The following is a 24,663-nucleotide window of genomic DNA, read 5'->3' as shown; positions in this document are numbered from 1 at the left end:
GCGTGGCGCTACGGTGTCACGCCTGCTCGGGCTCGCGCTCCGCGAGGTCTTCAAGCAAGTCGGCTGACGGCACAAAGAACAACCCCCCGGTGACCGCGGTGCTGAAGTCCAGCAAACGGTCGTAGTTGCCGACGGGTTTGCCGACAAACATGTTCTCCAGCATCTGCTCGATCGGTTCCGGCGAGCGCGCGTAACCGATGAAGTAGGTGCCGAATTCGCCAGCCCCCGGGCGGCCGAACGGCATGTTGTCGCGCAGGATTTTCTGCTCCTGGCCGTCCTTGGTGATGGTGGTCAGGGCGCTGTGGGAATTGCTCGGTTTCACCTCTTCACCGAGTTCGATGTCGGCCAGTTTGGTGCGGCCGATCACCTTTTCCTGAGCTTCGACGCTCAGCGCATTCCACGCCTCCATCTTGTGCAGGTACTTCTGCACCAGCACATAACTGCCGGATTCGAACGCCGGGTCTTCGTTGCCGATCAGGGTGAAGTGGTCTGCCTTGCGGCCCACCGGGTTCTCGGTGCCATCGACGAAACCGATGATGCTGCGCATGTCGAAGTAGCGGAACCCCTGCACCTCATCCACCACGGTGATCGCGCCATTGAGTGCGCTGCACAACTGGGTCGCCAGTTCGAAACACAGATCCATCTGGTCGGCACGGATGTGCAGCAGGATGTCGCCCGGCGTTGCGACGGCACGACGGCCCTCGACGCCGAACTCGCGGAACGGATGCAGCGACGCCGGGCGCGGGCTGCCGAACAAGGCGTCCCAGGCGTTGGCGCTGAAACCGCAGACACATGACAAGTTGCCGTTGGGCACACGTTTGCCGACCGAGCGGGTGAGGGCGGCGATGTCGCCGCACCAGCCGCGCACCTGACTGGCGGCGTCGCTGCCGGGCAGCAGCGTGGCGACGATGAAAATCGCGCTGCTGGTGATCGGGTTGCAGATCGCTTGTGGCTCGGGGGTATCCATTGATGAGGTCATAGTCGGTTCCATATGCGCGGGGCCAAGGTCGGCGCTCAGTATGAAACCAAAAACGTTTCATCGGTATCTCAGAAGCGACCCAGTCGATAGGCATCCATCGTCGGCACGCCGGCATTGGTCGAGGGAGACGCCAACTGAGCAATCATCTGCGCAGTCACCGCCGCCTGCGTCAGCCCCAAATGCTGATGCCCGAACGCGAGCAGCACTTTACCGTCGCCGACCTTGTCGATGACCGGCAGCGAGTCCGGCAGCGACGGACGAAAGCCCATCCACGGCGTCGCGTCTTCAGCGTTCAAATCACGGCGGAATAAGCCCTTGCTCAAACGGTGTAACTGCCAGGCGCGTTCCATAAACGGCGGGCGCTCCAGACCGGCGAACTCAACGGTGCCGGCCAGGCGCAAGCCGCCGGCCATCGGCGTCATGATGAACTTGCGCTCCAGCGACGTGACGGCGAACGGCAGTCGCTCGTGCTCGTGGGGCAACATCAGGTGATAGCCGCGCTCGGTGTCCAGCGGCACGCGTTTACCGGTCAGCGCAGTGGTGAGCTTCGCCGAATGCGCGCCACAGGCGATCAGCACCTGCCGCGCGGTGAAACGCCCCTGATCGGTGATCAGTGACACGCCATGCGCCTGCAACTGGCCGCCCTGAACCTCCTGCTGAATGAACTGCACGCCGGCCATTTTGGCCGCACTCACCAGTTCGCACACCACCTGATACGGGTCGAGAAAATGCCCGGTGCGCGGGTAGAACAACCCGCCCTGAATCTGTTCGCTGAGCTGCGGCGCGGTGTCCCGCACGGCGCTGGCCGACCAGAAGTCCACGGGCACCTGTTGCTGACGCATGCGAGTCTGCAAGGCGTCGATCGCTTGCCGCGACTCGGCGCGCTCGAACACCAGCAGCGAGCCGTCCTCCTTGAGCAGGTCGGGGCGGGCGATGCTGTGCAGCAGGCGCTTCCAGGCGTCGAGGCTGCTTTCGTTGAGCGCGCGCAAACCGGCCACGGTGCGCTGAAACGGAGCTGGGCGCAGGTTCAGCAGCAGGCGGCTGAACCACGGCACGGCGCACGGCAGGTACTTCCAGTCCAGGCGCAGCGGCCCCATCGGGTCCATCAGCATCGCTGGCAGACGCTTGAGGATCGACGCATCGGCAATCGGAAACACCTGCTCGGTGGCCAGATGCCCGGCGTTGCCGAACGAGGCGCCATGACCGGGCGGCTGCTTGTCGATGACCACCACCCGTTTACCCTGACGCGCGAGTTGCAGAGCGCAGGCGACGCCGATGATGCCGGCGCCGATCACCGCGATGTCGGCGTTGTCCGTTGTGAGGTTGTCGGGCATGTTCAGGCTTCCCTCTGGCCGTCGAGCAAGCGTCGTAGCTGCAGCGGATTTGCCTGTTTCAGCGGCGGCGGCAGCAGGCTGTCGGGGAAATCCTGATAACACACCGGCCGCAGGAAACGCAGGATCGCCGCCGTGCCGACCGAGGTGCTGCGCGAATCCGAGGTGGCCGGGAACGGCCCGCCATGCACCATCGCATCGCACACTTCGACCCCGGTCGGCCAGCCGTTGACCAGCAGGCGTCCGGCCTTGCGTTCCAGTGTCGGCAACAAGGCCCGGGCTTGATCCAGATCGGCGTCATCCAGGTGCAGGGTGGCGGTCAACTGGCCTTCGAGGTGTTCGCAGATCTGACGGATTTCATCGTCGTTGGCGCATCGCACGATCAGCGATGCCGAGCCGAATATTTCACCTTGCAGACGCACGTCAGCGATGAAGTCTTGCGCCGGAGTGACGAACAATTGCGCCTGGCACTGGTTCGGCCCTTCAGTCGCGAGACCGCTCGCCACGCGGTGCGCCTGCGGATGTTCGGCCAGCGCGCCGACGCCTGTTTCATAGGCTCGGAAGATCCCCGGCGTAAGCATGGTCTGCGCCGGACTGCGCTGGATCAGTTTGGCGGCAGCCGCGATGAAACCGTCCAGCGCTGCCCCTTGGCGCGCAATGACCAGCCCGGGATTGGTACAGAATTGCCCGGCACCCTGAGTCAGCGAGGCGACAAAACCCTGCGCCAACGCCTCACCGCGAGCGGCTAGCGCTGCGGGAAACAGCAGCACCGGATTGATCGAGCTCATTTCCGCGTACACCGGAATCGGTTCTGGCCGCGCTTGCGCCGCTCGGCTCAGAGCGAGGCCGCCGCTGCGCGAGCCGGTGAAGCCCACAGCCTTGATGCGCCAATCGCTGACCAACGCAATGCCGACCTCGTTGCCGGAGCCGAACAGCAGCGAAAACACGCCTTCAGGCAAACCGCATTTTTTCACCGCGCGAGCCAGCGCCTGGCCGACCAGTTCACTGGTGCCGGGATGCGCGCTGTGCGCCTTGACGATCACCGGGCAACCGGCGGCCAGCGCCGAAGCGCTGTCGCCGCCGGCTACCGAGAAGGCCAGCGGAAAGTTGCTGGCGCCGAACACCGCCACTGGCCCCAGCGCAATCTGCCGCTGGCGCAGATCCGCACGCGCAGCGGGTTGACGCTCAGGCTGAGCATTGTCGATCCGCACATCCAGCCATTCGCCGGCACGTACGGTGCGGGCAAAGGTGCGCAATTGCCCGCAGGTGCGTCCGCGTTCGCCTTGAATCCGTGCGCGTGGAAGGCCGCTTTCGGCCACGGCACGGTCGATCAGAGCATCGCCAAGGGCTTCGATCTCATTGGCGATGGTTTCGAGAAATTCGGCGCGCGCCTCCAGGGACGTCTCGCGATAACGATCAAAAGCCTGCCACGCCAGTGCGCAGGCCTGTTCGACATGTTCTGCAGTGCCACCGGCATAGGCCGGTTCCAGCACTGCGTCGGTGGCGGGGTTGATCGCGCGGATCGCTTCACGGCTGCCGGCAACAGCTCGGCCGCCGATCAACATGTGGCCTGTCAGAGTCATGACGCTTCCTTGATAAAAGAGGTGAAGCCCCGGCATCACACCGGGGCAGGGGTTGCGGTCAGGCGAGGTTCTGTTCGGCAGACCAGTTTTTGTACCACTGGCGGAACAGCGCGTACTGGGTCTCGGCGTAACGGCGCTGGGCATCGCTCAAGGCGTCGGTTTCGTTGAAGTGCAGGGCGTATTCGCGGTCGCCGTTGAGCACCATCAGGTGCTTGTAATACAGCACCAGATCGCAGCCTTCATCGAACGATGACAGCACCGCCAGCGCCGCTTCCAGTTCGCGGGCAAGACGTCGGGCCTTGGCATCGCCCTTGGCTGCTTGCTTGCTCAGCGCCACCAATTGCAGCACTTCGCGCGGCAGGGCGTTGCCGATGCCGGTGATCGCGCCGGTGGCGTTGCAGTTGACGAAGCCGTGCACCACTTGCGTATCGACACCGACCATCAGGGTCACGGCATCGTCCTGCGAGGTGATGTTTTCGGCGGCGTAGCGCAAGTCGGCGCCACCGCCGAACTCCTTGAAGCCGATCAGGTTCGGGTGTTCGCGGCGCAGTTCGAAGAACAGGTCGGCGCGGGTGGCGAAGCCGTAGTAGGGGCTGTTGTAGATCACCGCCGGCAAGTTCGGCGCGGCGTTGAGTATCGCGGCGAAGTGGGCTTTTTGCGCGGTGGCCGAAGCACCACGAGACAAGACGCGGGGAATTACCATCAGGCCATGGGCGCCGACTTTCGCCGCATGCGCGGCATGGGACACCGCTTCACGGCTGTTGACCGCGCCAGTGCCGACGATGGTCGGCACCCCGGCGGCGACCAGACGCGCCACGCCTTCCTGACGCTCAGCCTCGGTCAGCAACGGCCAGTCGCCCATCGAGCCGCAGTAAACCACCGCGCTCATGCCGATATCGATCAGCTCGCGACCCTTGGCCACCAGTGCGTCGAAATCAGGTTTGCGCGCGGCGGTGCACGGGGTCATCAGCGCGGGAATGCAGCCAGTGAAGATGTTATCGCTCATTGTTGTAGCTCCTCGGGACATTCATTCAAGTCGAAAAAACGGGGCAGGTCAGATGCCCCAGGCGAAAGGATCCTGCTCGTCGATCAGCAGGGTGGCGTCGGCGGTCATGTAGGCGCGGCCGGTGATGAACGGGCGCACGCGCTCGCCATGCCATTCGAAGCGCCCTTCGAACTGGCTGCCGGTGATGCTCGCTTGCGTCCAGACCTGGCCTTCGGCGAGTTTGCCGTCGGCGGCCAGACAGGCGAGTTTGGCGCTAGTGCCGGTGCCGCAGGGCGAGCGGTCGTAAGCCTTGCCCGGGCACATGACGAAGTTGCGGCTGTCGGCGTGGGCGTCGTCGGCAAACAGTTCGACGTGGTCGATCAGCGCGCCGTCCTCGCCATGGATGCCCTGGGCCTCGAGAGCCTTGAGCATCGCCCAGGTGTAATCGGTGAGGGCTTCGACGTTGCTCATCTGCAGGTTCTGGCCGTGTTCCGAGACCAGGAAAAACCAGTTGCCGCCCCAGGCGATATCGCCGAACACGCGACCGTAGCCGGGCACGTCCACCGGCACCTGTTTGCGGTAGCGCCATGCCGGGACGTTGCCCAGAGTCACCGCGCCGTCCTCGTGCAGGGTGGCGCTGACCGGGCCGACCGGGGTGTCGATCTTGTGCACGCCCGGTTCGATCTGCCCCAGGTAATGCAGCGAGTTGACCAGGCCGATGGTGCCGTGGCCGCACATGCCGAGGTAGCCGGCGTTGTTGAAGAAAATCACCCCGCAGGTGGCATCCGGCGACACCGGCGCGCAGTACAGCGCGCCGACCAGCACGTCGTTGCCACGTGGTTCCAGCAGGCAGGCGCGGCGCCATTGATCGTGGCCTTCGCGCAAGGCATCGCGCTTCTCGGCCATGCTGTTGCCGGGCAGCTCGGGGAAGCCCTTCATCATCAGGCGCGTGGGCTCGCCGCCAGTGTGGGAATCGATGATGTGCAGTCGTTTCATGGGTTCGTCCCTTGAGTGAAGGTCAGGCGTGAGCAGGGCGCTGGCCCGTTGCCGAATGGGTGGAGGATTCAGCGGCTTCGCTTTCGTCGTCCTCGGTTTCCAGACGAATCAGGCGTGCCGGTACGCCGGTGGCGGCGCCCCAGTAGTAGATGCCCAGCGCGCAGACCGCGACGATCACGGTGTCGAACGGATGGCTGAGCACGCCGATACCACCGAAACTGCCGAGCTTGGAGAGGACGATGGTCACCGCGTAGAAGCCGATCAGCCACGCCGACGAGCGCACTTGCTGGCCGAGATTCAGGTGCGCGCTCGGCACCATGCGCCCGCACAGCAGGTAGATGACAAACATCAGGATTTGCAGGCCGAGCAACCACGACACGGTGCCCCAGCCCGACCAGTAGACAATCAGCGCGGCGATGATGAACGACAGCGGCCCAAGCACGCTCATGCCCTTGACCCGGAATGGACGCGGCATGTCCGGAGCGTTACGGCGCAGTGCGGCCACCGTCACCGGTGCCACGGCGTAGCTCAATACCAGCGCGGCAGAGACCACGTTGATCAGCGCTTCCCACGACGGGAATGGCAGGGTCCAGAACACCGACAGGCCAAAGGTCAGCCACAGCGCCGGGCGCGGGATGCCGGATTTTTCGTCGATGCGGGTGAAAATCTTGAAGAACGTCCCGGTCTGCGCCCAGCCATAGATCACCCGTGGCGTGGCGTTCATGTAGATGTTGCCGCAGCCGCTGGGCGAGATCACCGCATCGGCCACCACCAGATACGCCAGCCAGCCGACGCCCAGTGCCAGAGCGATGTCGCGGTACGGCAGGGCCAGTTCCTTGGCGACGCCGGCCCAGCCATTGGCGAGCATTTCGGTCGGGATGCCGCCGAGGAACGCGGTTTGCAGCAACACGTAGATCGCGGTGGACAGCAGCACCGACAGGATCAGCGCAATCGGGATCGTGCGTTGCGGGTTCTTCACTTCACTGGCCACGGAAATGATCGGCGTCAGGCCCAGATAAGCAAAGATCACCCCACCCGCCGAGACCGCCATTTCAATGCCGGACAGACCGAACGGCGCAAAGCCGTGCACTTCGAAATTGGCCGGTTTGAAGAAGGTGAACAGCACGCCGATCACCAGCAGCGGCACGATGAACTTGAACACGCTGACCAGATTGTTGGCCATGGCGAAGGTCTTCACGCTGCGGTAATTGAGCAGGAAAAACAGGCACAACAACCCGAACTGGACGAACCACCCGAGCACGGTCGGGTCGCTGGAACCGGCCTTGGTCAATTCGGGAAACCACGCCGCCGCATATTGCCGCGAGGCGACTACTTCGATCGCCACCAGGCTGGAAAACGCGATCAGCGTGATGAAGCCCATCAGGTAACCGAGCAGTGGCCCGTGGGAGTAAACCGGATAACGCACCACACCGCCGGCACGGGGCAGCGCGGCGCCCAATTCGCAGTAGACAATGCCCAGCAGCAACACGGCGAAACCACCGAGCAGCCAGGAAAAGATCCCTGCCGGGCCGGCGATGGCCGACACGTGACTGGCGGCGAACAACCAGCCCGAGCCGAAGATCGCCCCCAGTCCGATGAACGTGAGGTCTATCAGTGAAAGTTGTTTCTTGAACTTGCCTTGGCCTGTCATAGCGTCGCCTTCTTGTTGGTTGTTGGAGGGGCGTGCAGTGGCGCTACAGTGAACTCATCGGGCGATGGGCGATTGATGTTTTTTGCCGGTGATGATGACGAAATCAGCACAGTGGCCAACGGCAAAGGCCCGGCTCGACAGGCTGTCAGCCATGGGGCAATCTGCGTGCAAGTGATAAAACCGAGTGGGGAGTGAGAGGTATGCCGCAGAACGCGTTTGCGATCCTGAGCCAGCACAACGAAGCGAGCCGACCGCAATGCCTCGACGATCTGCTCGCCGGTATGGCGCTGCTGTTGCCGATGCTCGACGTGATTCCCAACGCGGCGATCTTCATCAAGGATCTGCAGGCGCGCTATGTCATGGCCAACCAGACGTTGGTGCAGCGCTGTGGTTTGAAAGACCTGCGACCGTTACTGGGCAAGACCAGCGCCGAGGTGTTTCCGGCGCAATTGGGCCCGGGCTACACCGAGCAGGATCGGCGCGTGCTGGAAGAGGGGTTTGTACTGGAGGATCAGCTGGAGTTGCATCTGTACGGCAGCCGCGAACCGGGCTGGTGCCTGACCCACAAGCGTCCGTTGTACGACCGCAACAATCGGATCATCGGCCTGGCGGGAATTTCCGTCGATTTGCAGACCGCCAGCGAAACTCATCCGGCGTATCAGCGGCTGGCGGCGGTGGACGAGTACATTCGGGCGAACTTCAATCAGCGCGTCAGCCTGAGCGAACTGACGCGCATCGCCGGGATTTCAGTGGCGCAACTGGAGCGTTACTGCAAGCGCGTGTTCCACCTCACGCCGCGGCAGATGATCCAGAAAGTGCGTCTTGAGCACGCGCATCGGCTGTTGCACGGCGACTTGCCGATCACCGAAGTGGCGCTGCAGTGCGGTTATACCGACCACAGCGCGTTCACCCGGCAGTTCAAGGCTTCCACCGGATTCACCCCGCGCCAGTACCGGTTGGCGACGGCGCAGTGAGGCTTGCCCGTCAGGCCTTGACCCAGCGCTGCCGGCTCCAGGCACTCAGCGAATCCACGCCCAGCACCAGAATCAGCATCGCCAGAATCACCGTGCTCGCCTGCGCTTCCTGAAACAGGCTGAGGCTGACATACAACATCTGCCCCAAACCGCCGGCACCGACAAAGCCCAGCACGCTGGCCATGCGAATGTTGTTTTCCCAGCGATACAGGCAATAGGCGAGCAATTGCGGGGCAAGGTTGGGCAGGGTGCCGTAGCAGAAGGCGAGCACCGGGTTGCCACCCTGCAAGCGGATCGCTTCGGCCGGTTCCGGCGGGGTATTTTCCAGCGCTTCGGCGAACAACCGGCCGAGCACCCCGGTGGTGTGCAGGGCCAGCGCCAGGGTGCCGGCATTCGGGCCGAGGCCGGCGGCGAGCACCATCAGTGCCGCCCACACCAGTTCCGGAATCGCTCGCAGACCGTTGAGCAACAGGCGCGAAGCGCTTTGCAGCGGCCAGCCGAAACGTCCGGCGGCGGGCAGCGCGAGGAGGATGCCGAACACCGCCGCGAGCAGGGTGCCGAGGGCCGACATGGCGAGGGTTTCCAGCGCGCCCTTGAGGATCGCCTGCAAATGTGTGGCGCTCAGATCCGGGCTGAGAAAGCGCTGCGCGTAGGCACCCATCTGCTTGAGGCTGGTGGCGCTGCCCAGTTCACCAAGGTCGAGTTCGAGGTAGCCGAACGAGGCGATGACCGCGACGCCAATGCCGACAATCAGCAACAGATTAATCAGACGATTCATGTCAGCCTCCAGCGCAGCAGGCGGCTGAGTTGATCGGCACCGAGCACCAGAATCAGGAACGTCAGCAACATGCTTGCCACTTCACCGCCGGCGAACATGCGCAGCGACAGGTCGATCTGCTGGCCGAGGCCACCAGCGCCGACAAACCCCATCACCACTGACGCACGAATCGCGCACTCCCAGCGATATACCGTGTACGACAGCAACTCCGCCGCGACATTCGGCAGAATCCCGTAGGCAAACGCCGCGAGTCGTCCGCTGCCGGCCTGCATCAAGGCGTGCGCCGGGCGTTGGTCGGTGGATTCGAAAATTTCCGCGTAGACCTTGCCGAGCATGCCGCTGTAGGTGATGGCGATCGCCAGTACACCCGCCGCCGGGCCGAGGCCCACGGCGCGCACGAACAGCAGCGCCCAGACGATCTCCGGCACGCTGCGCAAGAAGATCAGCAGCCCGCGCACCGGCCAGCGCAGCAAGCTTCCGATCCGACTGGGAATGCCGCTGCGGGACGCCGCCGACAACGACAGCGCGCGGCTGGCAATCAGGCTCGCCGGTACCGCCAGCAGCAGCGCCAGAGCCATACCGGCGGTGGCGATGGCCAGGGTTTGCAGGGTCGCCTTGAGCAGCAACTGGAGAAAGTCGTGGTCATGCGCCGGTGGCCAGAACCCGGAGATGAAACGGCCCATTTCGGTCTGGCTGTTGCTGTGCAGCAGCACGCCAAGGTCCAGTTCGCTGAGCTGGATGCCCGGCCACAGCAAGGCCAGTGCCAGCAGGGTCAGCAGTAATCGCGGCGCGGCAGCAGGGTCGCGTGAATCAGCCCTCAGCATCGCGGGATCTGCACAATCAGCGGCGCACTGGGCGTCGTCGGGCTTTGCAATTGCTCGTTGGCGTACAGCGTGTCGAGCATCTCGCGGCTGACCTGTTCGGCCGGGCTGTCAAACAGGATCTGGCCGTCGCGCAAACCGATGATGCGCGGAAAGTGCGCCAGCGCCAGTTCCACTGCATGCAGGCTCGCCACCAGCGTGACGTTGTGTGTCCGGGCGTGCTGCGAGAGGATCGACAGGGTGTGCCCGGCGAGCACCGGGTCCATCGCCGACACCGGTTCGTCCGCCAGCAGAACCTCCGGCGCCTGATACAGCACCCGGGCAATACCCACGCGCTGCAATTGGCCGCCGGACAATTGCTGGCAGTGAGCGAAGAGTTTGTCGCCCAGATCCAGTCGTGCCAGGGCCGCACGGGCGCCGGGAATATCCGTCGGGTGCAGCAGATTGAGCAGGCTCTTGCCTAAACTCCACTGGCCGAGTTTGCCGGCCAGCACCGCCGTTACCACCCGCTGGCGCGGCGGCAGCGGTGGGGCTTGATGCACCAGGCCGATGCGCGCACGCAGGCGTTGCCGTTGACGGGCCGAGAGATGCCAGGGACGTTCGCCCAGCACCTCGATTTCACCGCTGCTGGGGCGCAACGCGGTGGCCAGCAGGTTCAACAGACTCGACTTGCCGGCCCCGGAAGGACCGATGATCGCCACCTGCTCGCCGGCGCCAATCTGCAGGTCGACGCCGCGTAGCGCATCGACCCCGTTGGCGTGGTGCAGGCGGGCGTGTTTGAGGCTCAGGGTCATTTCAACAGATCGGCAGCGCGAGCAGCTTCCTCGATACCCTTGTAGTTTTCGGGCTTGGTGTCGATGAAGCGGCTGGCCGCCTGCAGATCAAGAATCTTCTTTTGCTCGGGGTTGGCCGGGTCGAGGTCGAGGAAGGCTTTCTTGATCTTCGCCGCCAGCGCCGGGTCTAGGGTGCCGCGCACGGTCCAGTTGTAATCGAAGTAGGCCGGGGTGGTGGCGAACACGTGGACCTTGCTGGTGTCGACCTTGCCGGCGTCCACCAGTTTCTGCCAGACGCTGGCGTTCAGCACACCGGCATCGACCTTGCCCGCCTGAACCCAAGCCACGGTGGCATCGTGCGCGCCGGAATAGGCAACGCGGCTGAAATAGGCTTCAGGCTTGATGTTGTCGTTCTTCAGCATGAAATAACGCGGCATCAGGCTGCCGGAGGTGGACGACACCGAGCCGAAGGCAAAGGTTTTGCCCTTAAGGTCGGCCAGGCTCTTCACGTTCGGGTCGGCGGTGATGAATTTGCTGGTGAACTGCGCATCCTGCTCGCGCTGCACCAGCGGGACCACCGGGGTGGTGGCGTCGGTCTTCAGGCGTGCCTGAACAAAGGTGAAACCACCCAGCCAGGCCATGTCGAGGCGGTCGGTCGCCAGCGCTTCGACCACGGCCGGATAGTCGGCCACGGGAACGAACTGCACCTTCATGCCCAACTGCTGCTCCAGGTACGCACCGAGCGGCTCGAACTTGCGCAGCAATTCGGTCGGGGCTTCGTCGGGAATCGCGCTGACCCGCAACACATCGGCGGCATGTGCCATCAGAGCGGAAAAAGACAGGGCCAGACCAGCAGTCAGTGCCAGGGTTCGTTTGAGCATGGAAATCTCCGTTTCATGAGCGTCGCATTCTAAGCGCCACCGGGCGCGGTGTCGCGCGCGGGCGCTCAATCAGGTTAGACGAAACGGCGAGGTTATACGCAGCCGCGCTGTCAAAGGCCAGCAGCGGTGTCCGATGATGTTTTACCCCGGATTACGATCATGGGGTTTCCGGGAGTTTGGCAATCACCTTGATCTCGAACTGAAACCCGGCCAGCCAGGTCACGCCCACCGCAGTAATCGTCGGATACGGTGCGCTGCCCCAGAACTCCGGTACCACTTCCCAGATGGTTTCGAAGGTCGATTGTGGATCGATCATGAACACCGTGACGTCCACCGCATCGGCGAAGCTGCCACCGGCGGCGTCGAGAATCGCATTGAGGTTATTGAACGCCAGGCGCACCTGGTTCTGCAGATCCGGCTCGGGCGAACCATCTTCACGGCTGCCGACTTGCCCCGAGACGAACAGAAAACCGTTGGAACGAATCGCTGGCGAATAACGATGGCGCTCGTAAAGCGCATGGCGGGCTGGCGGGAAAACGACGTCGCGCTGGGTCATGGGTGTCTCCATCATTGTTTGGTGGTTGTTGATGGAGTGACTGTAGGGGCTTGCGCCGAGGCGATAAACGCGCAAGCTTGGCGTTCACTGTTTGCAGATTCCAAACAATCCGAGGGCGCAAAGTGGACCGTTTCGATGCAATGCAGGCGTTCGCCCGGGTGGTCGAGGCGGGCAGTTTCACCAAGGCTGCCGAGACCTTGCACATGAGCAAGACCACCGTGACCCAACTCGTGCAGCAACTGGAAGCCCGGCTGCGGGTCAGGTTGCTCAACCGCACCACGCGCAAGGTCAACGTCACTGCCGATGGCGCAATCTATTACGAGCGGGTCATTAGGTTGTTGGCCGATATGGACGACGCCGAAACCAGTCTGTCCGGCGCCTCGGCATTGCCCAGAGGACGCTTGCGCGTAGATGTGCCGAGCCCGCTGGCGAGGCTGATTCTGGTGCCGGCATTGCCTGAGTTTCATGCGCGTTATCCGGACATTCAGATCGACATGGGTGTCAGCGACCGCATCGTCGACATCATCGATGAGAACGTCGATTGCGTGGTGCGCGGCGGCGAACTGCTTGATCAGTCACTGATGGCGCGGCGGGTGGCCGATCTTCAGCTCGGGGTTTTCGCCGCGCCGGATTATCTGGCCCGCGCTGGCACGCCGCAGCATCCACGCGAGCTGGAGGACTCGCATCATCGGGTGGTCGGTTTTCTCTGGGCGCGCACCGGCAAACCCGTGCCTTACGCCTTGCACAATGGCAGCGAACACCTGCAGATCAAGGGCCGCCACGTGCTCGCCGTCGATGACGGCAACGCTTACCTTGCGGCAGGTCTGGCCGGCATGGGTGTGCTGTGGTTGCCCAGGTACATGTCGCACGCGCATCAGGCTCGGGGCGAATTGGTGCCGCTGTTCGAAGACTGGCAACTCGAGCCGATGCCGCTCTACGTAGCGTACCCGCCGAACCGGCATATCAGCCAAAAGCTAAGGGTATTTATCGATTGGATCGTGGAATTGATGGCGCACCATAGCAATGGCCCGGAACTTGCTGAGCCGCGCTCCGGGACTGTCAAATAACTAACGAATAACGCCAACCATGACAGTCGCTTGCTCTGGATGCACCGCTATTCACTCAAGGAGCGTCACCCGTCATGAATATGTATATCGATATTGTCGGTGCGTGCAATTTAAGCTGCCCTTCGTGCCCGATGGGCAACTCGGAAAACGTCAACTTCAAGAAAGCCATGCAAGTCGACATGTTCCGCAAGATCGTCGAGAAGGCCCGCAACGAAGGGGTCGAGACGATCTTTCTGTACAACTGGACCGAGCCGTTGATCCATCCGCGAATCGGTGAGTTTGTCGAGATCATCAATGCCGCCGGTTTGCAGAGCGGTATCAGCTCCAACTTGAACCTGGCCAAGAACATGGAAACCGCCATGCTGGCCAACCCGTGGTTCTTCCGTATTTCGTTGTCCGGGTTTTACCAGGAGACTTACCAGCAGGGGCACGTGGGCGGCGACATTGAAGTGGTCAAGGCCAACATGATCAAACTGCATGAACTCAAGCAGCAACATGGCTTGAGTACGCGCATCGAGGTTTACTACCACCGTTATCTGGACAACATGGAAGAAGAAGGGCTGATGCGCGAATTCAGCCAGAGTCTGGGTTTCGAGTTCTCCACTGGGTATTCAGTGATGATGCCGCTGGAGAAAACGCTGGCGCTGATCGAGCGCGACCCTTCGGTGACAGATACCGATCATGAAACCCTGAAAAGGCTGGCGCTGCCGCCCTTCGACGATCTGGTCAATCTGGTCCGTCAGTATCCCAAGCAGGCGTGCTCGCTCAAGGATGACTGGCTGGTGCTCGACTGCAACGGCAATACCGTTTTGTGCTGTTCCGTTTTCAATCAGACCGAATACCAGGTCGGCAAGTATCTGGACATGCCTCTGGCGCAATTGACCGGCCTGAAGTCCACCCAGAAAAATTGCGTCGACATGTGCAATCGCTGCGCAAAAAACGGCTTGCACATCTACTCGACCCAATCCAATCGGGGGCCGCTGGAAAGTCACGCCGTCAACCGCATTATCGACTTCCAGCGGCGCACGATCATGGGGCTGCCGGTCGAAAGCGAAAAGCTTGGGCGAACCGGCGAAGTCAGTGCGGATAACTTCGACGAAGCGCAATACCTGCATATGAACCAGGACGTCAAAAACGCGATTTCCACGGGCGCGTTCACCAGCGGTTATCAGCATTACGTGCTGTTCGGTCGTCTGGAAGGCCGGCTCGGTGCGGGTTATCTCACGGTCGTCTGACCGTGCGGATCAGGTCCCGCCAATTCAGTTGCCACAAGCGTGATTGACTCTTTGGCCCATCAAGCCAACTATCGGCGCATAACAACATGACCGATGGGCCAGACCTTGATCGAACGACGTCAATTCAGCGGAGGCATGAAGGGCAAAAACCTCCGCTATCTGAATGAGCAATCCGCCGAGACCCGCATCACCCGCACCGGTTTTCTGCTGCTGGAACACTTTTCGCTGCCGGCCTTCACCCAGGCGCTGGACACCATCATCACCGCCAACCTGTTGCGCGCCGGACTGTTCAGCTCGCGCACGTTCGGGCTGGGCGAGGGTGAGGTGATCAGCGATCTGGGGCTGGTGATTCGCCCGGATGCGCGGATTGACGCCGCCAGCCTTGCGGATCTGGACTTGCTGGTGGTGTGCGGCGGCTACCGCACCGAGCTGAAGGCCAGTGAAGAGTTGATCAGCCTGCTGCGCGCGGCGGCGGAGCGCGGGGTCAGTCTGGCCGGTTTGTGGAACGGTGCGTGGTTTCTCGGCCGCGCCGGGCTGCTCGATGGTTATCGTTGCGCGATCCACCCGGAACACCGTCCCGCACTCACGGAAATTGCCAAAGCCACTCAGGTCAGCAGCGAACCTTATGTGATCGATCGCGACCGGCTCACCGCGTCGAGCCCGTCCGGGGCTTTCCATATGGCGCTGGACTGGATCAAGAGCCTGCACGGCAAGGCGCTGGTCGAAGGCATCGAGGACATTCTGGCGTTCGAGGAGTCGCGGTATCGGCGGATCAAACCGGATGAAAACCTCTGCGTCAGCGCACCGTTGCGTGAGGTGGTCAAACTGATGGACGCCAACCTCGAGGAACCGCTGGAGCTGGAGCAACTGGCGGTGTACGCCGGTCGCTCGCGGCGGCAGTTGGAGCGCTTGTTCAAGGAGCAACTGGGCACCACACCGCAGCGTTACTACCTGGAACTGCGCATCACCGAAGCCCGGCGCCTGTTGCAGCACACCGAGCTGTCGCAAATGGAAGTGCTGGTGGCCTGTGGTTTCGTTTCGCCGAGCCATTTCAGCAAGTGCTACAGCGCGTTTTTCGGTTATCGACCGTCCAGGGAAAAACGCCTGGTCAAATAGACCGAGGCGTTTTCTGTCTTCGGCCTCAGAGGTGATCGGCGTCGATCACCGCCTGAGCAAACGCCTGCGGATCTTCCTGCGGCAGGTTGTGGCCGATGCCGCCGTTGATCAGGCGGAACTGGTACTTGCCGGTGAAACGTTTGGCGTAATCCTCAGGCGCCGGGTGCGGCGCGCCGTTGGCATCGCCCTCGAGGGTGATGGTCGGCACGCTGATGGATGGGGCGCTGGCGAGTTTCTGTTCCAGCGCCGCGTATTGCGGTTCGCCCTGCACCAGGCCCAGACGCCAGCGGTAGTTGAACACGGTGATCTCGACGTGATCGGGGTTTTCCAGCGCTTTGGCGCTGCGGTCGAACGTGGCGTCATCGAAGGCCCATTTCGGTGAGGCGAGCTGCCAGATCAGCTTGGCGAAGTCGTGGGTGTTTTTCCGGTAACCGTCCCGGCCACGGTCGGTGGCGAAGTAGAACTGATACCACCACTGCAATTCGGCCTTGGGCGGCAACGGGTTCTGCCCGGCAGCCTGATTGCCGATCAGGTAGCCGCTGACCGAGACCAATGCCTTGACTCGCTCCGGCCACAGCGCCGAGACGATATCTGCCGAGCGCGCGCCCCAGTCGTAGCCACCGAGCACCGCTTGCTTGATGTTCAGGGCATCCATGAAGTCGATCACGTCGCTGGCCAGCGCCGCAGGCTGCCCGTTGCGTGGCGTCTGATCGGAGAGGAAATGCGTGTCGCCATAACCCCGCGCATACGGCATCAGCACCCGATACCCCTTGGCGGCGAGCAACGGCGCGACCTCGTCATAGCTGTGAATGTCGTACGGCCAGCCGTGCAGCAGAATCACCACCGGCCCCTGCGCCGGGCCGGTTTCGGCGTAGGCCACATCCAGCAACCCGGCCTTCACATGCTTGAGCGGGCCGAACGGCGAGGGCGCGGAATACCTGACGTTGTGCTCGCCGGGTGCCGGCTGCGCGGCGGCGGCCGTTGGCATTTGCGTCGCCGTCAGCGCGCCGAACAGCGCCACGGCGAGGATGTTCATACGGTTGAATGCTGCGTTTTTCATGCTGAAGTCTCCTTGGCAATCCTGTCGGGGGCAGGTGCGGGCTGAGCCCGGCAAACCTTGCAGGCATTTGAACTCCGGCACGTATCTGGCCCATGTCGAAAAAGCGCGCTGATTCAAGTTCATGTATCGCCGGGGTGTCTGTACACACTGTGATACACAGCCGGTGTGCTTTGTATGGCCGTGTATCCAGCTCTGCACGTGATACACGGCGAGACCAAACGCGGGTTTTCCGACACATGGCCGCTACACCCGGCAGTCACAGTGCAGGCCTTCACACCATGACTGTCGAGAGGGCAATTGCATGCAACGCACACTGATTCTGGCCACTGTGGCCGCACTGGTTTCATTCACCGGCCTGGCGCAGGCGGCAGACGCTCAGGCCATGAGCTGGCAGCAGGGCTTGAGCCGTACCGACCTGATTCGTCAGGACCTGGGCGCCGCGGATCGCGAGGTGATACAGGCACGTATCGATTTCGAACCGGGTGTCACCGCGCCGCGGCATGCGCATCCGGGTGTCGAAGTGGCGCACGTGGTCAGCGGCACGCTGGAGTATCAACTGGAGGGGCGGCCGGCGGTCACGCTAAAGGCCGGTGACTCGCTGTTCATCCCGGCAGGCGTGGCCCATGTGGCGAAGAACGTCGGCCAGGACCAAGGCGTGGAACTGGCGACCTATGTGGTGAAAAAGGGCCAGCCGCTGCTGCAGCTGAAACCGTGATCGGGCTTATCTGGCGCGCAGCAACTTGCGGTAATCCACCGGCGAAATCCCGCGGGCCTGACGGAAGGAATGGCTGAAAGAACTGGCCTGCGAGTAACCCAGCATCAGGGCGATGTTCATGATGCTGGTCTCGGTGCGGCGCAGGTAATGGTCGGCCAGTTCCATGCGCATGGTTTCCAGCACCTGATTGAAGTTTTCCCCTTCGGCCGCCAGTTTGCGCTGCAAGGTGCGCGGCGAAATCGCCAGCTGCCGGGCCAGGCTTTTCAAGCTGAAATCGCCGGTCGGCAATTGTTCGGTGAGCAGCGCGCGCAAGCGGTCAGTCACGGAAAATGCCGGGTACGACAGGCACAACTGCCAGTCGGCCTCCAGCAACATGCTGCGATGCATGCGCGGGTCGGCACCCTGGATCCGCGTCGAGAGCGTCGACTCGGCGAACACCAGCGCATTGCAACCGGCCTCGAACTGCACCGGACAGCCAAAGAAGTGTTCATACAGCGCCGGTTCGCCCACCGCCGAATGCATCATCCGGACTTCCAGCATCGGCTGATTACTCGCGATCAACCAGCGGCCGAACGCTGCCCAGCCGACCATCAGCGCTTCCTGATGCAGGGCGCAATAGGGCTCCAGTTCACTGATGCGTTGATCTTCGAGGGTCACGCGGCCGTCGCCGATGACGATTCGGGTCTGGCTGGACGGACTGTCGTAAACGATCTTGCCGAAACGCAGAATCATATTCAGCGATTCGCCCAGTGTCGCGCTGGTCATCAGCACATAACCCAGTACGCCGTAGGTGCCCGGGCGTACGGCGGCGCCGACCAGCAGGCCGAAATGCGGCAGGTTGCTGCTGAGCGCCGCCAGTTCCAGCAAGGCACGCAGTTGGCGCATGGGAATGCGCACGATCGAGTCGGACAACTGCTCGCGTGAGAGTCCGGTCTGCTGCAACAGCCAGTCGCCATCGCAGCCGTATTGTTCGGCGACATCAAGGACGTGGTTAACGAAGGCAGCGCTGGAAGTGGCGGGTCGCATGGGGGGAGGGGAAGTCCGGTAATCCGGTGATCTTGCTTTTCCGAAAGGTGAAGAAAGCGACGTCGCCAAGGCGCGCGGCGTCAATAGACCCTACATGCGCCCGATCACCGGAATACCGGTGCCAGTGACGGCCGACGCTTGTTCCGAGATCAGAAACAGAATGACCGCCGCCAGTTGAGCGGGCGTCACCCAGCGCTGATGCTCGGCGTCGGGCATGGCTTCACGGTTTTGCGGGGTGTCGAGCACGCTCGGTAACACGGCATTGACCGTGATGCTCATGTCCTTGAGTTCTTCGGCGAGGCTTTCGGTCAGGCGCAAAACGCTGGATTTCGAAGCGGCGTAAGCGCCCATGCCCAGCCCGGCCTTAGCCGCCATGCTCGATCCGATATTGACGATGCGTCCCGCCGAGGATTGCAGCAGCAATGGCAGCAAGGCTTTGCTGGCGTTCAATGCGGTTCGAAGGTTCAGCGAGTAGAGCCGATCCCAGGCCTCTATCGCACTGCCCAGCAACGGCTCCCACGCATAGCCGCCGGCGCCGTTGACCAGGGCGTCGAGGCGTCCGAAATAGCGGTTGATCTGGTGGGCGACTGCCTGGCAATCGGCAAGGGAGGTCAGATCGATGCCGGACAGGACCAGTCGATTGTGGGAACTGGGAATCGCCATCGTCGCCTGATCGATCAGCACCAGATCCGCGCCCTGGGCTGCGGCCATGTCCGCCAGGGTCTCGCCGAGATTCCCCAGGGCGCCGGTAATCGCCACAACGCGCCGTGAGAGTGACTGAGTCATCAAGAGTCCTTTCCTTTTTAAGGGCGCATACTCTAATGATATCGGTGGCCCGTGGCATGCTTTTGGATGTCAACTTGTTGTGCAAAAGTGCCAAAATTTTATGCTTGGCAAGACAAGGGGAAAGGGTCGTGAAACAGGCGTCAGAAAGTTGGCTTCTGACGGTGGGCGCCAAGCGGATTCTGAAAGCCTGGCGATGGTTTGGTCTGGCATTCTTGTCGCTGTTTCGCCAAGCGCAAAGCCTGTGCGGAATCTTTAGCACGCTTTTTTCCGGACGACGCAGTACAAATCAGAAGTATGTTTTTTGCGTCACATAATCTGTTGCTGCAGCAAGTCAGTGCTGCTTGTATCCTTGCGCGCGACAAGGACACGCGGCTGCAGTCATCGAGTCGGTCGACCCGCCGCAGGAACGGAAACCGGACTTTCCCAAAGGTAGTAATGTGAAGCGTGATACCCGCCTGGTTGTGCTTTTGTTGTTGGTGATCGGTTGTTCCCTCGGGTCACTGACGGTGTGGAAAGTGCTGGCCTCTCGAGAGCGCGCACTGGAGGAGGTAAACGTTCATGGCCTGAACCTGACCCAGGCGCTGGCGACTTATTCCGAAGGGATCGTTCGCCAGAGTTCGTTGCTGTTGCTCGGGATCGTCGAACGTCTGGAAACCGAAGGCAGTGGCCCCCCGCAGATCCAGCGTCTGAGCGCACTGGTCAATCGTCAGGAACCGCTGATGCCGCAGCTCAGCGGCATCACCATCTACGACAACCAGGGCCGTTGGCTGATGTCGTCCAACCGACCGATTCCGGCCGGGGCCAACAGCAGTGATCGTGTTTATTTCATCCATCATCGTGACGACCCGAGCCGCGAGACCTTTATCGGTCCGCCGATCCAGAGTCGCTCCAATCAGGAGTGGGTGATCACCGTCAGCCGCCGTTTCAATGATGCGCACGGCGAGTTTGCCGGTGTGGTGGCGGTGACCCTGGGAATCGAAAACTTCCTGCGCCTGTTCGGCAAGATCGATGTGGGCCAGGAGGGTGCTATCGGCTTGTCCTATACCGACGGTACGTTGCTGGTGCGCTATCCGTTCCGCGAGCAGGACATGGGGCGTAACTTTTCCAAGTCGCCGATCTATGAGAAGTATCTGGTCGATCGATCGGTCGGCACCGCGTCATTTACTTCCAGCCTCGATGGCGTCGAGCGGCTCTATGCCTTCCGCAAGAGCGACCGGCTGCCGCTGATCACCACCGTCGCCCTCGGCAAACGCGAAGCCCTTGCTGCGTGGCGCATGGAGGCCTGGCTGTCGGCAGTGGTGGTCGCGGGGTTGCTGGGGCTTACCGGGCTCATCGGCTGGTTTCTGATTCTCGATATTCGCAGGCGTACCAGGGCTGAAGATCAATTGCGCGGGACGCAGCAGCAGTTGCTTTCCTCCAATCGTCAGCTTGAGTTACTGGCGATGAAGGACGCCCTGACCGGCCTGGCCAACCGGCGCTGCTTCGATGAGAGCCTCGCCATGGAAGCCCGACGCGCACAACGTGACGGCACGACGCTGGCGTTGCTGATGATCGATATCGATTACTTCAAGCTGTTCAACGACTCGTTCGGGCATGTCGCCGGCGATGCCTGCCTGCAGAAGGTCGGCACAATTCTCGAAGGTTGTGTGCGGCGCCCGTCGGATCTGGTGGCGCGTTACGGCGGCGAAGAAATGAGCGTGATCATGCCGGCCACCGACAGCGACGGTGCTGCGGTGGTGGCGCAGATGATCCTCGATCGTTTGCAGCAGGAGCACATCCTGCACCCTTCCAGCCCATTCGGCCGGCTGAGTGTGAGTATCGGCATCGCTACGGCCTCGGGGGCGCAACTGCAATCCTTGCAAGGGTTGATCGAGGTCGCCGATCAGGCGCTGTATAACGCCAAAACGCTGGGGCGTAACCGGTTTGTGAAGTGATTGGTGGGCATTAATCCGATAGATCGCTGTCGGGCTGACTTTCACGCCGGGCGGCGAACCCGCTGGGTGTCTCTTGATGGCGGACACCCGAACTGGCGACTGTATTCCCGGCTGAATTGCGACGGGCTTTCGTAGCCCACTCGATAGCAGGCACTCGCCACATCCAGCCCTTCGCCGAGCAATAAGCGGCGGGCTTCCTGCAGGCGAAGCTGTTTCTGGTATTGCAGTGGACTCATGGCCGTCACGGCCTTGAATTGATGATGCAATGTGGAGCTGCCGAGACTGGCGACCCGCGCGAGTTCTTCGATGCGCAAGGGTTGGGTGTAGTGGTTGTTCAGCCAATCGATTGCCCGCGTTACCCGGCGTGTTTGCGAGTCAACGAGGGCAAGCTCATACAGACGACGACCGTGCACACCTCGCAGGAGCCGGTAATACAGCTCGCGAAGGGCGAGGGGCGCGAGCATGCCGATGTCTTTCGGTGTTTCCAGCAGCCGGACCAGCCGAAGCATGGTTTCCAGCAGAGGCACATCGACCTTTTCAATGAACAGGCCAAGCTCCGGCTCGTCCGGGACGCCCGTCGGGGGCGCATCGGCGATGACCTGCGCGATTTCCGTGGCTTCGAAATCAATGCGGATACACAGATAGGGCGCCTCCGGGCTGGCCATCAGCACGCGCCCGGACACGGGAAGTGTCACTGAGACCACCAGGTAACTGAGCGGGTCGTACAGGTAATGGTCGTCACCCAGGCCGACTTCTTTTTGTCCTTGCACGATCAGGCAAAGTGCCGGCTTGTGCACAGTGTGGATCAGCTCCGAAGGTGCGTCAAAACGGATTACATGCAAGGGCGCTACGGCGGTCTCATAGACCCCGGGTGCGCTAAACCGTTGCGTCAGCAAGCGAACCAGTTCGTCACGGTAGATGGCCGTGTTTTGCAGGATGAAAGCATCGCTCTGTTGCATTTCAGGCTCTCACAAGTGTCCATGAGCGTCTGCCCGGAACTGTCCAGGCAGACGATATTCACCCGACATCATTAAAGTGCTCATTGCCGATAAAGGACCATGCCGGCGTGATACAGCACGTCGTCATGAAAATGCCCGTCAGCGGTGAAGCCGGTGTCGTCCCAGTACTGGATATAGTCACCGGTTATTTCGTAGCGACCTTCATAAGCACTGTTATTTTTACCACGGGCCTCGTCATAACGCCCAGTGGTCAGAAGCTCGTGACGGATGAACCCATCAGCGGTGACCCACATCCCGGCGTAACGATGGTCAGGCGTGGTTTGTCTGGCATTTTTCATCAGCTTTTCTCCTCAGTCCTCATTCAATCCGAGCGGCCTGCCGTGGCCTGTGTCTGCATCCGTTGCGTGCTTTCAGATTACGTAGCAGAGCGCAGAGGTGTCAGAACAAAACTGCCGCAGATTTGCCTGATCCTCTCGGGCTTGCGGGCGGATCTTTCCTGTAATGGCTCAACCGGCCGTGACGGTCATGCCGCCGTCGGCCATGACAACCGAACCGACCATGAAGCTGGCACGGTCCGAGGCGATGAACGCGACCACTTCGGCGATTTCTTCCGGTTGTGCCGCACGGCCGATCGGCGCGGCCTCGCCGTGTTGGGCGAGAAATGCCGGGCCATCGTCGACTACATTGTTGAGGATGTTGGTCACCACATCTCCGACGCCGACGGCATTGACGCGGATGCCGTGGCCAATGACTTCAAGCGCCAGGGTGCGCGTCAGTTGCGCGAGTGCGCCTTTGGAAGCGGTGTAGGCGGCGATGGTGGGGAAGGCGAAGTAGGAGGCGTAGGACGCGATGTTGACGATCGAACCGGATTTATTCGGCATCATCGCCTTGACCGCTTCGCGGCTATGCAGAAATGCCGCCGTGGCATTGACCGCCTGAATGCGCTCCCAGTCTTCGCGAGTCATGTCGATGACCAGCTTGTTGATGATGATGCCGGCGTTATTGACCAGAATGTCCAGTCGACCAAATTGCTCGACGGCCAATGCGACCGCGCGTTCAGCGGCCCCGTCCTGAGTGATGTCGGCTACCAGTGGTACCAGCCCGGGGCGAGCCAGCGCCTCTACCTCAGGGCTGATATCTTCGGCGATGACTTTGGCGCCGCGGGCATGCAGCAGTAGTGCGATGGCCTTGCCGATGCCACTGGCCGCGCCAGTGATCAGAGCCACTTTACCGGCCACTTCGTTTGGTGTGCTGTGCTTGATATCGGTCATGATGTTCTCCAGCATTTTGATCGAGTAGGGATTGGCCGGGTCGGCGCCCGCAAGGCGCTGTCATCGGCGACGGGCCTACTGTCTCGCAGCGGGGCGAGGTCGGCTTTCGGGAGATTGCCCCGGCTGTCGGGGTTTTGCGCTGAATCTCAGCAAAAGGGCATGTTCATGACCAATACCGGGCAAACGGCGTTGCAACAGAAGTCCACTTCCTCCCAGGACTTGCGCATCACCGGGCAGTCGATGGGAGACTACCTGCCGGGCGAGCCGCAGGCGTTGCCAGCGTGTCCGGAAATCAAGGACATCGTGATCCGGTTTTTTACCCATGGCAGCGTGGTTGAACCCATTCTCGTGCCTGCGGTGGTGGAACCGCTGCTCGTCCTGGTTCTGGCGGGGTCGGCGAGGGTGGAGGAGCGCGTGCCGGGTGGCGAGTGGGAAGCGGCGGAGGTCAGCGCGGGCGATTTTTTCCTCACCAGTTCCGACGAGCCTTATGAGATGCGCTGGCAGACTCAAGGGGCCGACACCTTTGAAGTCATGCACCTTTATCTGGGGCTGCCGTTGATCGAGCACGCGTCGCGTGAGTTGTTGGGGGATTACGGGGGAGCTGTGCGTTTGCGTGATATTTCCGGGGCACGCGACGCGCGCGTCGCGTTTGTCATGGAGCAGTTGCGCACCGAACTGGTTCTGGAGCGCTCGCCCAGCGCTCTGTTTGCCCGCTCGCTGGCACAGGCGCTGGCCGTACATCTGGTGCGCAGCTATCGCGCCGAGGCCCGAGGCGGACGTCGGAGCAACGCTTTGCAAGCCTACAAGCTGCGCAAAGTCACTGACGCCATGAGTGCGGATCTGGGCGCTGAATTCAGTCTGGCAAAGCTGGCCAGACTGGCCGAGCTGAGCGAGTACCACTTCAGCCGTCTGTTCAAGCGTGCGACGGGTTTTTCGCCTTCGCAGTACTTCATCCGCTTGCGCATGATTCGCGCGCGGCAGCTGTTGCTCGAGACCGGGCGCAGTGTCATCGACGTCGGCCTGGAGGTCGGCTATTCAAGCCCCAGTCACTTCTCTCAGGTATTTCGTCGCGAGGTGGGCGTAACGCCCAGCGAGTTCCGTGGGGCTTGAGCATCGCTGCTTTATCTGTTTTGCAGATTGATGCACACCGACACGAATAGGCAAAAGTTGCGCAGGTTTCGGCACG

The 24,663-nt window shown here is 62.0% G+C and carries 24 protein-coding genes; 7 read left to right on the top strand and 17 right to left on the bottom strand.

The genetic code is table 11. The features are described from left to right. Positions 1-16: 16 nt before the first annotated feature. The 6 genes from CRO59_RS25090 to CRO59_RS25065 all read right to left on the bottom strand — a co-directional run bounded on the left by CRO59_RS25090 (position 17) and on the right by CRO59_RS25065 (position 7,525). Entirely contained in the window at positions 17-979 is a 963-nt protein-coding gene (locus tag CRO59_RS25090) for a Dyp-type peroxidase (RefSeq protein ID WP_097089973.1), read from the bottom strand. A 68-nt stretch (positions 980-1,047) separates the two neighbouring features. Next, the gene (locus CRO59_RS25085; protein ID WP_097089974.1) at positions 1,048-2,313 is read right to left on the bottom strand and encodes an FAD-binding oxidoreductase; all 1,266 of its coding nucleotides are present in this window, start codon (positions 2,311-2,313) and stop codon (positions 1,048-1,050) included. 2 nt (positions 2,314-2,315) lie between these two features. After that, entirely contained in the window at positions 2,316-3,893 is a 1,578-nt protein-coding gene (locus tag CRO59_RS25080; RefSeq protein WP_097089975.1) for an aldehyde dehydrogenase (NADP(+)), read from the bottom strand. Positions 3,894-3,951: 58 nt separating this feature from the next. Continuing rightward, positions 3,952-4,899 (bottom strand): dihydrodipicolinate synthase family protein, encoded by a 948-nt coding sequence (locus tag CRO59_RS25075; RefSeq protein WP_027613817.1) that lies wholly within the window; start codon positions 4,897-4,899, stop codon positions 3,952-3,954. A 48-nt stretch (positions 4,900-4,947) separates the two neighbouring features. Beyond that, the gene (locus CRO59_RS25070; protein WP_097089976.1) at positions 4,948-5,874 is read right to left on the bottom strand and encodes a 4-hydroxyproline epimerase; all 927 of its coding nucleotides are present in this window, start codon (positions 5,872-5,874) and stop codon (positions 4,948-4,950) included. A gap of 22 nt (positions 5,875-5,896) precedes the next feature. Next, on the bottom strand, positions 5,897-7,525 hold the full coding sequence (locus CRO59_RS25065; protein ID WP_097089977.1) for an APC family permease: 1,629 nt from the start codon (positions 7,523-7,525) through the stop codon (positions 5,897-5,899). A 200-nt stretch (positions 7,526-7,725) separates the two neighbouring features. Between CRO59_RS25065 and CRO59_RS25060 the strand changes: the two genes are divergently transcribed. Continuing rightward, positions 7,726-8,499: an AraC family transcriptional regulator gene (locus tag CRO59_RS25060; RefSeq protein WP_097089978.1), complete on the top strand. Its 774-nt coding sequence runs from the start codon at positions 7,726-7,728 to the stop codon at positions 8,497-8,499. A 10-nt stretch (positions 8,500-8,509) separates the two neighbouring features. Here the strand turns inward: CRO59_RS25060 and phnE are convergent, their stop codons facing one another. The 5 genes from phnE to CRO59_RS25035 all read right to left on the bottom strand — a co-directional run bounded on the left by phnE (position 8,510) and on the right by CRO59_RS25035 (position 12,308). After that, positions 8,510-9,277, bottom strand: coding sequence for a phosphonate ABC transporter, permease protein PhnE (phnE, locus tag CRO59_RS25055; protein WP_007969262.1), 768 nt, complete (start codon positions 9,275-9,277; stop codon positions 8,510-8,512). After that, positions 9,274-10,101 carry an ABC transporter permease gene (locus CRO59_RS25050; RefSeq protein WP_097089979.1) on the bottom strand — a complete coding sequence of 276 codons (828 nt, stop codon included), beginning with the start codon at positions 10,099-10,101 and terminating at the stop codon, positions 9,274-9,276. The genes phnE and CRO59_RS25050 overlap by 4 nt, the downstream gene beginning before the upstream one ends. After that, complete coding sequence (locus tag CRO59_RS25045; protein ID WP_097089980.1) at positions 10,095-10,892, bottom strand: phosphonate ABC transporter ATP-binding protein; 798 nt, start codon at positions 10,890-10,892, stop codon at positions 10,095-10,097. Before CRO59_RS25045 ends, CRO59_RS25050 begins: the two co-directional genes overlap by 7 nt. Continuing rightward, positions 10,889-11,752, bottom strand: a complete 864-nt coding sequence (locus CRO59_RS25040) for a putative selenate ABC transporter substrate-binding protein (protein WP_097089981.1) — start codon at positions 11,750-11,752, stop codon at positions 10,889-10,891. The genes CRO59_RS25045 and CRO59_RS25040 overlap by 4 nt, the downstream gene beginning before the upstream one ends. A 157-nt stretch (positions 11,753-11,909) precedes the next feature. After that, entirely contained in the window at positions 11,910-12,308 is a 399-nt protein-coding gene (locus tag CRO59_RS25035; protein WP_096796863.1) for a RidA family protein, read from the bottom strand. A gap of 122 nt (positions 12,309-12,430) precedes the next feature. Here CRO59_RS25035 and CRO59_RS25030 point away from each other — a divergent pair, with 122 nt between their 5' ends. The 3 genes from CRO59_RS25030 (at position 12,431) to CRO59_RS25020 (ending at position 15,726) form a co-directional block, all read left to right on the top strand. Beyond that, the gene (locus CRO59_RS25030; RefSeq protein WP_097089982.1) at positions 12,431-13,375 is read left to right on the top strand and encodes a LysR family transcriptional regulator; all 945 of its coding nucleotides are present in this window, start codon (positions 12,431-12,433) and stop codon (positions 13,373-13,375) included. A 74-nt stretch (positions 13,376-13,449) separates the two neighbouring features. Beyond that, the gene (locus CRO59_RS25025; protein ID WP_097089983.1) at positions 13,450-14,610 is read left to right on the top strand and encodes a radical SAM protein; all 1,161 of its coding nucleotides are present in this window, start codon (positions 13,450-13,452) and stop codon (positions 14,608-14,610) included. Positions 14,611-14,703: 93 nt separating this feature from the next. Then, the gene (locus CRO59_RS25020) at positions 14,704-15,726 is read left to right on the top strand and encodes a GlxA family transcriptional regulator (protein ID WP_097089984.1); all 1,023 of its coding nucleotides are present in this window, start codon (positions 14,704-14,706) and stop codon (positions 15,724-15,726) included. Positions 15,727-15,751: 25 nt separating this feature from the next. On the opposite strand, the gene CRO59_RS25015 is transcribed toward CRO59_RS25020, so the two are convergent. After that, positions 15,752-16,786 carry an alpha/beta fold hydrolase gene (locus CRO59_RS25015; protein WP_097089985.1) on the bottom strand — a complete coding sequence of 345 codons (1,035 nt, stop codon included), beginning with the start codon at positions 16,784-16,786 and terminating at the stop codon, positions 15,752-15,754. A 301-nt stretch (positions 16,787-17,087) separates the two neighbouring features. Between CRO59_RS25015 and CRO59_RS25010 the strand changes: the two genes are divergently transcribed. Further along, on the top strand, positions 17,088-17,501 hold the full coding sequence (locus tag CRO59_RS25010) for a cupin domain-containing protein (RefSeq protein ID WP_097089986.1): 414 nt from the start codon (positions 17,088-17,090) through the stop codon (positions 17,499-17,501). 6 nt (positions 17,502-17,507) lie between these two features. Here CRO59_RS25010 and CRO59_RS25005 read toward each other — a convergent pair whose 3' ends face one another. Both CRO59_RS25005 and CRO59_RS25000 read right to left on the bottom strand, forming a co-directional pair. Beyond that, the gene (locus CRO59_RS25005) at positions 17,508-18,527 is read right to left on the bottom strand and encodes an AraC family transcriptional regulator (RefSeq protein WP_027613830.1); all 1,020 of its coding nucleotides are present in this window, start codon (positions 18,525-18,527) and stop codon (positions 17,508-17,510) included. Between the two features lie 90 nt (positions 18,528-18,617). Further along, positions 18,618-19,313 carry an SDR family NAD(P)-dependent oxidoreductase gene (locus CRO59_RS25000; protein ID WP_096796857.1) on the bottom strand — a complete coding sequence of 232 codons (696 nt, stop codon included), beginning with the start codon at positions 19,311-19,313 and terminating at the stop codon, positions 18,618-18,620. Positions 19,314-19,750: 437 nt separating this feature from the next. On the opposite strand from CRO59_RS25000, the gene CRO59_RS24995 reads away from it, so the two are divergent. Next, positions 19,751-21,247, top strand: coding sequence for a sensor domain-containing diguanylate cyclase (locus tag CRO59_RS24995; RefSeq protein WP_097089987.1), 1,497 nt, complete (start codon positions 19,751-19,753; stop codon positions 21,245-21,247). A gap of 41 nt (positions 21,248-21,288) precedes the next feature. Here CRO59_RS24995 and CRO59_RS24990 read toward each other — a convergent pair whose 3' ends face one another. The 3 genes from CRO59_RS24990 to CRO59_RS24980 all read right to left on the bottom strand — a co-directional run bounded on the left by CRO59_RS24990 (position 21,289) and on the right by CRO59_RS24980 (position 23,477). After that, positions 21,289-22,206, bottom strand: coding sequence for an AraC family transcriptional regulator (locus CRO59_RS24990; RefSeq protein WP_097089988.1), 918 nt, complete (start codon positions 22,204-22,206; stop codon positions 21,289-21,291). Positions 22,207-22,286: 80 nt separating this feature from the next. After that, positions 22,287-22,544 (bottom strand): Atu4866 domain-containing protein, encoded by a 258-nt coding sequence (locus CRO59_RS24985; RefSeq protein WP_096796853.1) that lies wholly within the window; start codon positions 22,542-22,544, stop codon positions 22,287-22,289. 168 nt (positions 22,545-22,712) lie between these two features. Further along, the gene (locus tag CRO59_RS24980; RefSeq protein ID WP_027613835.1) at positions 22,713-23,477 is read right to left on the bottom strand and encodes an SDR family NAD(P)-dependent oxidoreductase; all 765 of its coding nucleotides are present in this window, start codon (positions 23,475-23,477) and stop codon (positions 22,713-22,715) included. A 165-nt stretch (positions 23,478-23,642) separates the two neighbouring features. Between CRO59_RS24980 and CRO59_RS24975 the strand changes: the two genes are divergently transcribed. Further along, entirely contained in the window at positions 23,643-24,587 is a 945-nt protein-coding gene (locus CRO59_RS24975; RefSeq protein ID WP_027613836.1) for an AraC family transcriptional regulator, read from the top strand. Positions 24,588-24,663 lie beyond the last annotated feature (76 nt).

The sequence above is a fragment of the Pseudomonas sp. LAMO17WK12:I5 genome, from assembly GCF_900215165.1.
GTDB classification, from domain to species: domain Bacteria; phylum Pseudomonadota; class Gammaproteobacteria; order Pseudomonadales; family Pseudomonadaceae; genus Aquipseudomonas; species Aquipseudomonas putida_A.
Note: the sequence above shows the minus strand (reverse complement) of the source record. Positions and strands in the feature narration are given on the sequence as shown.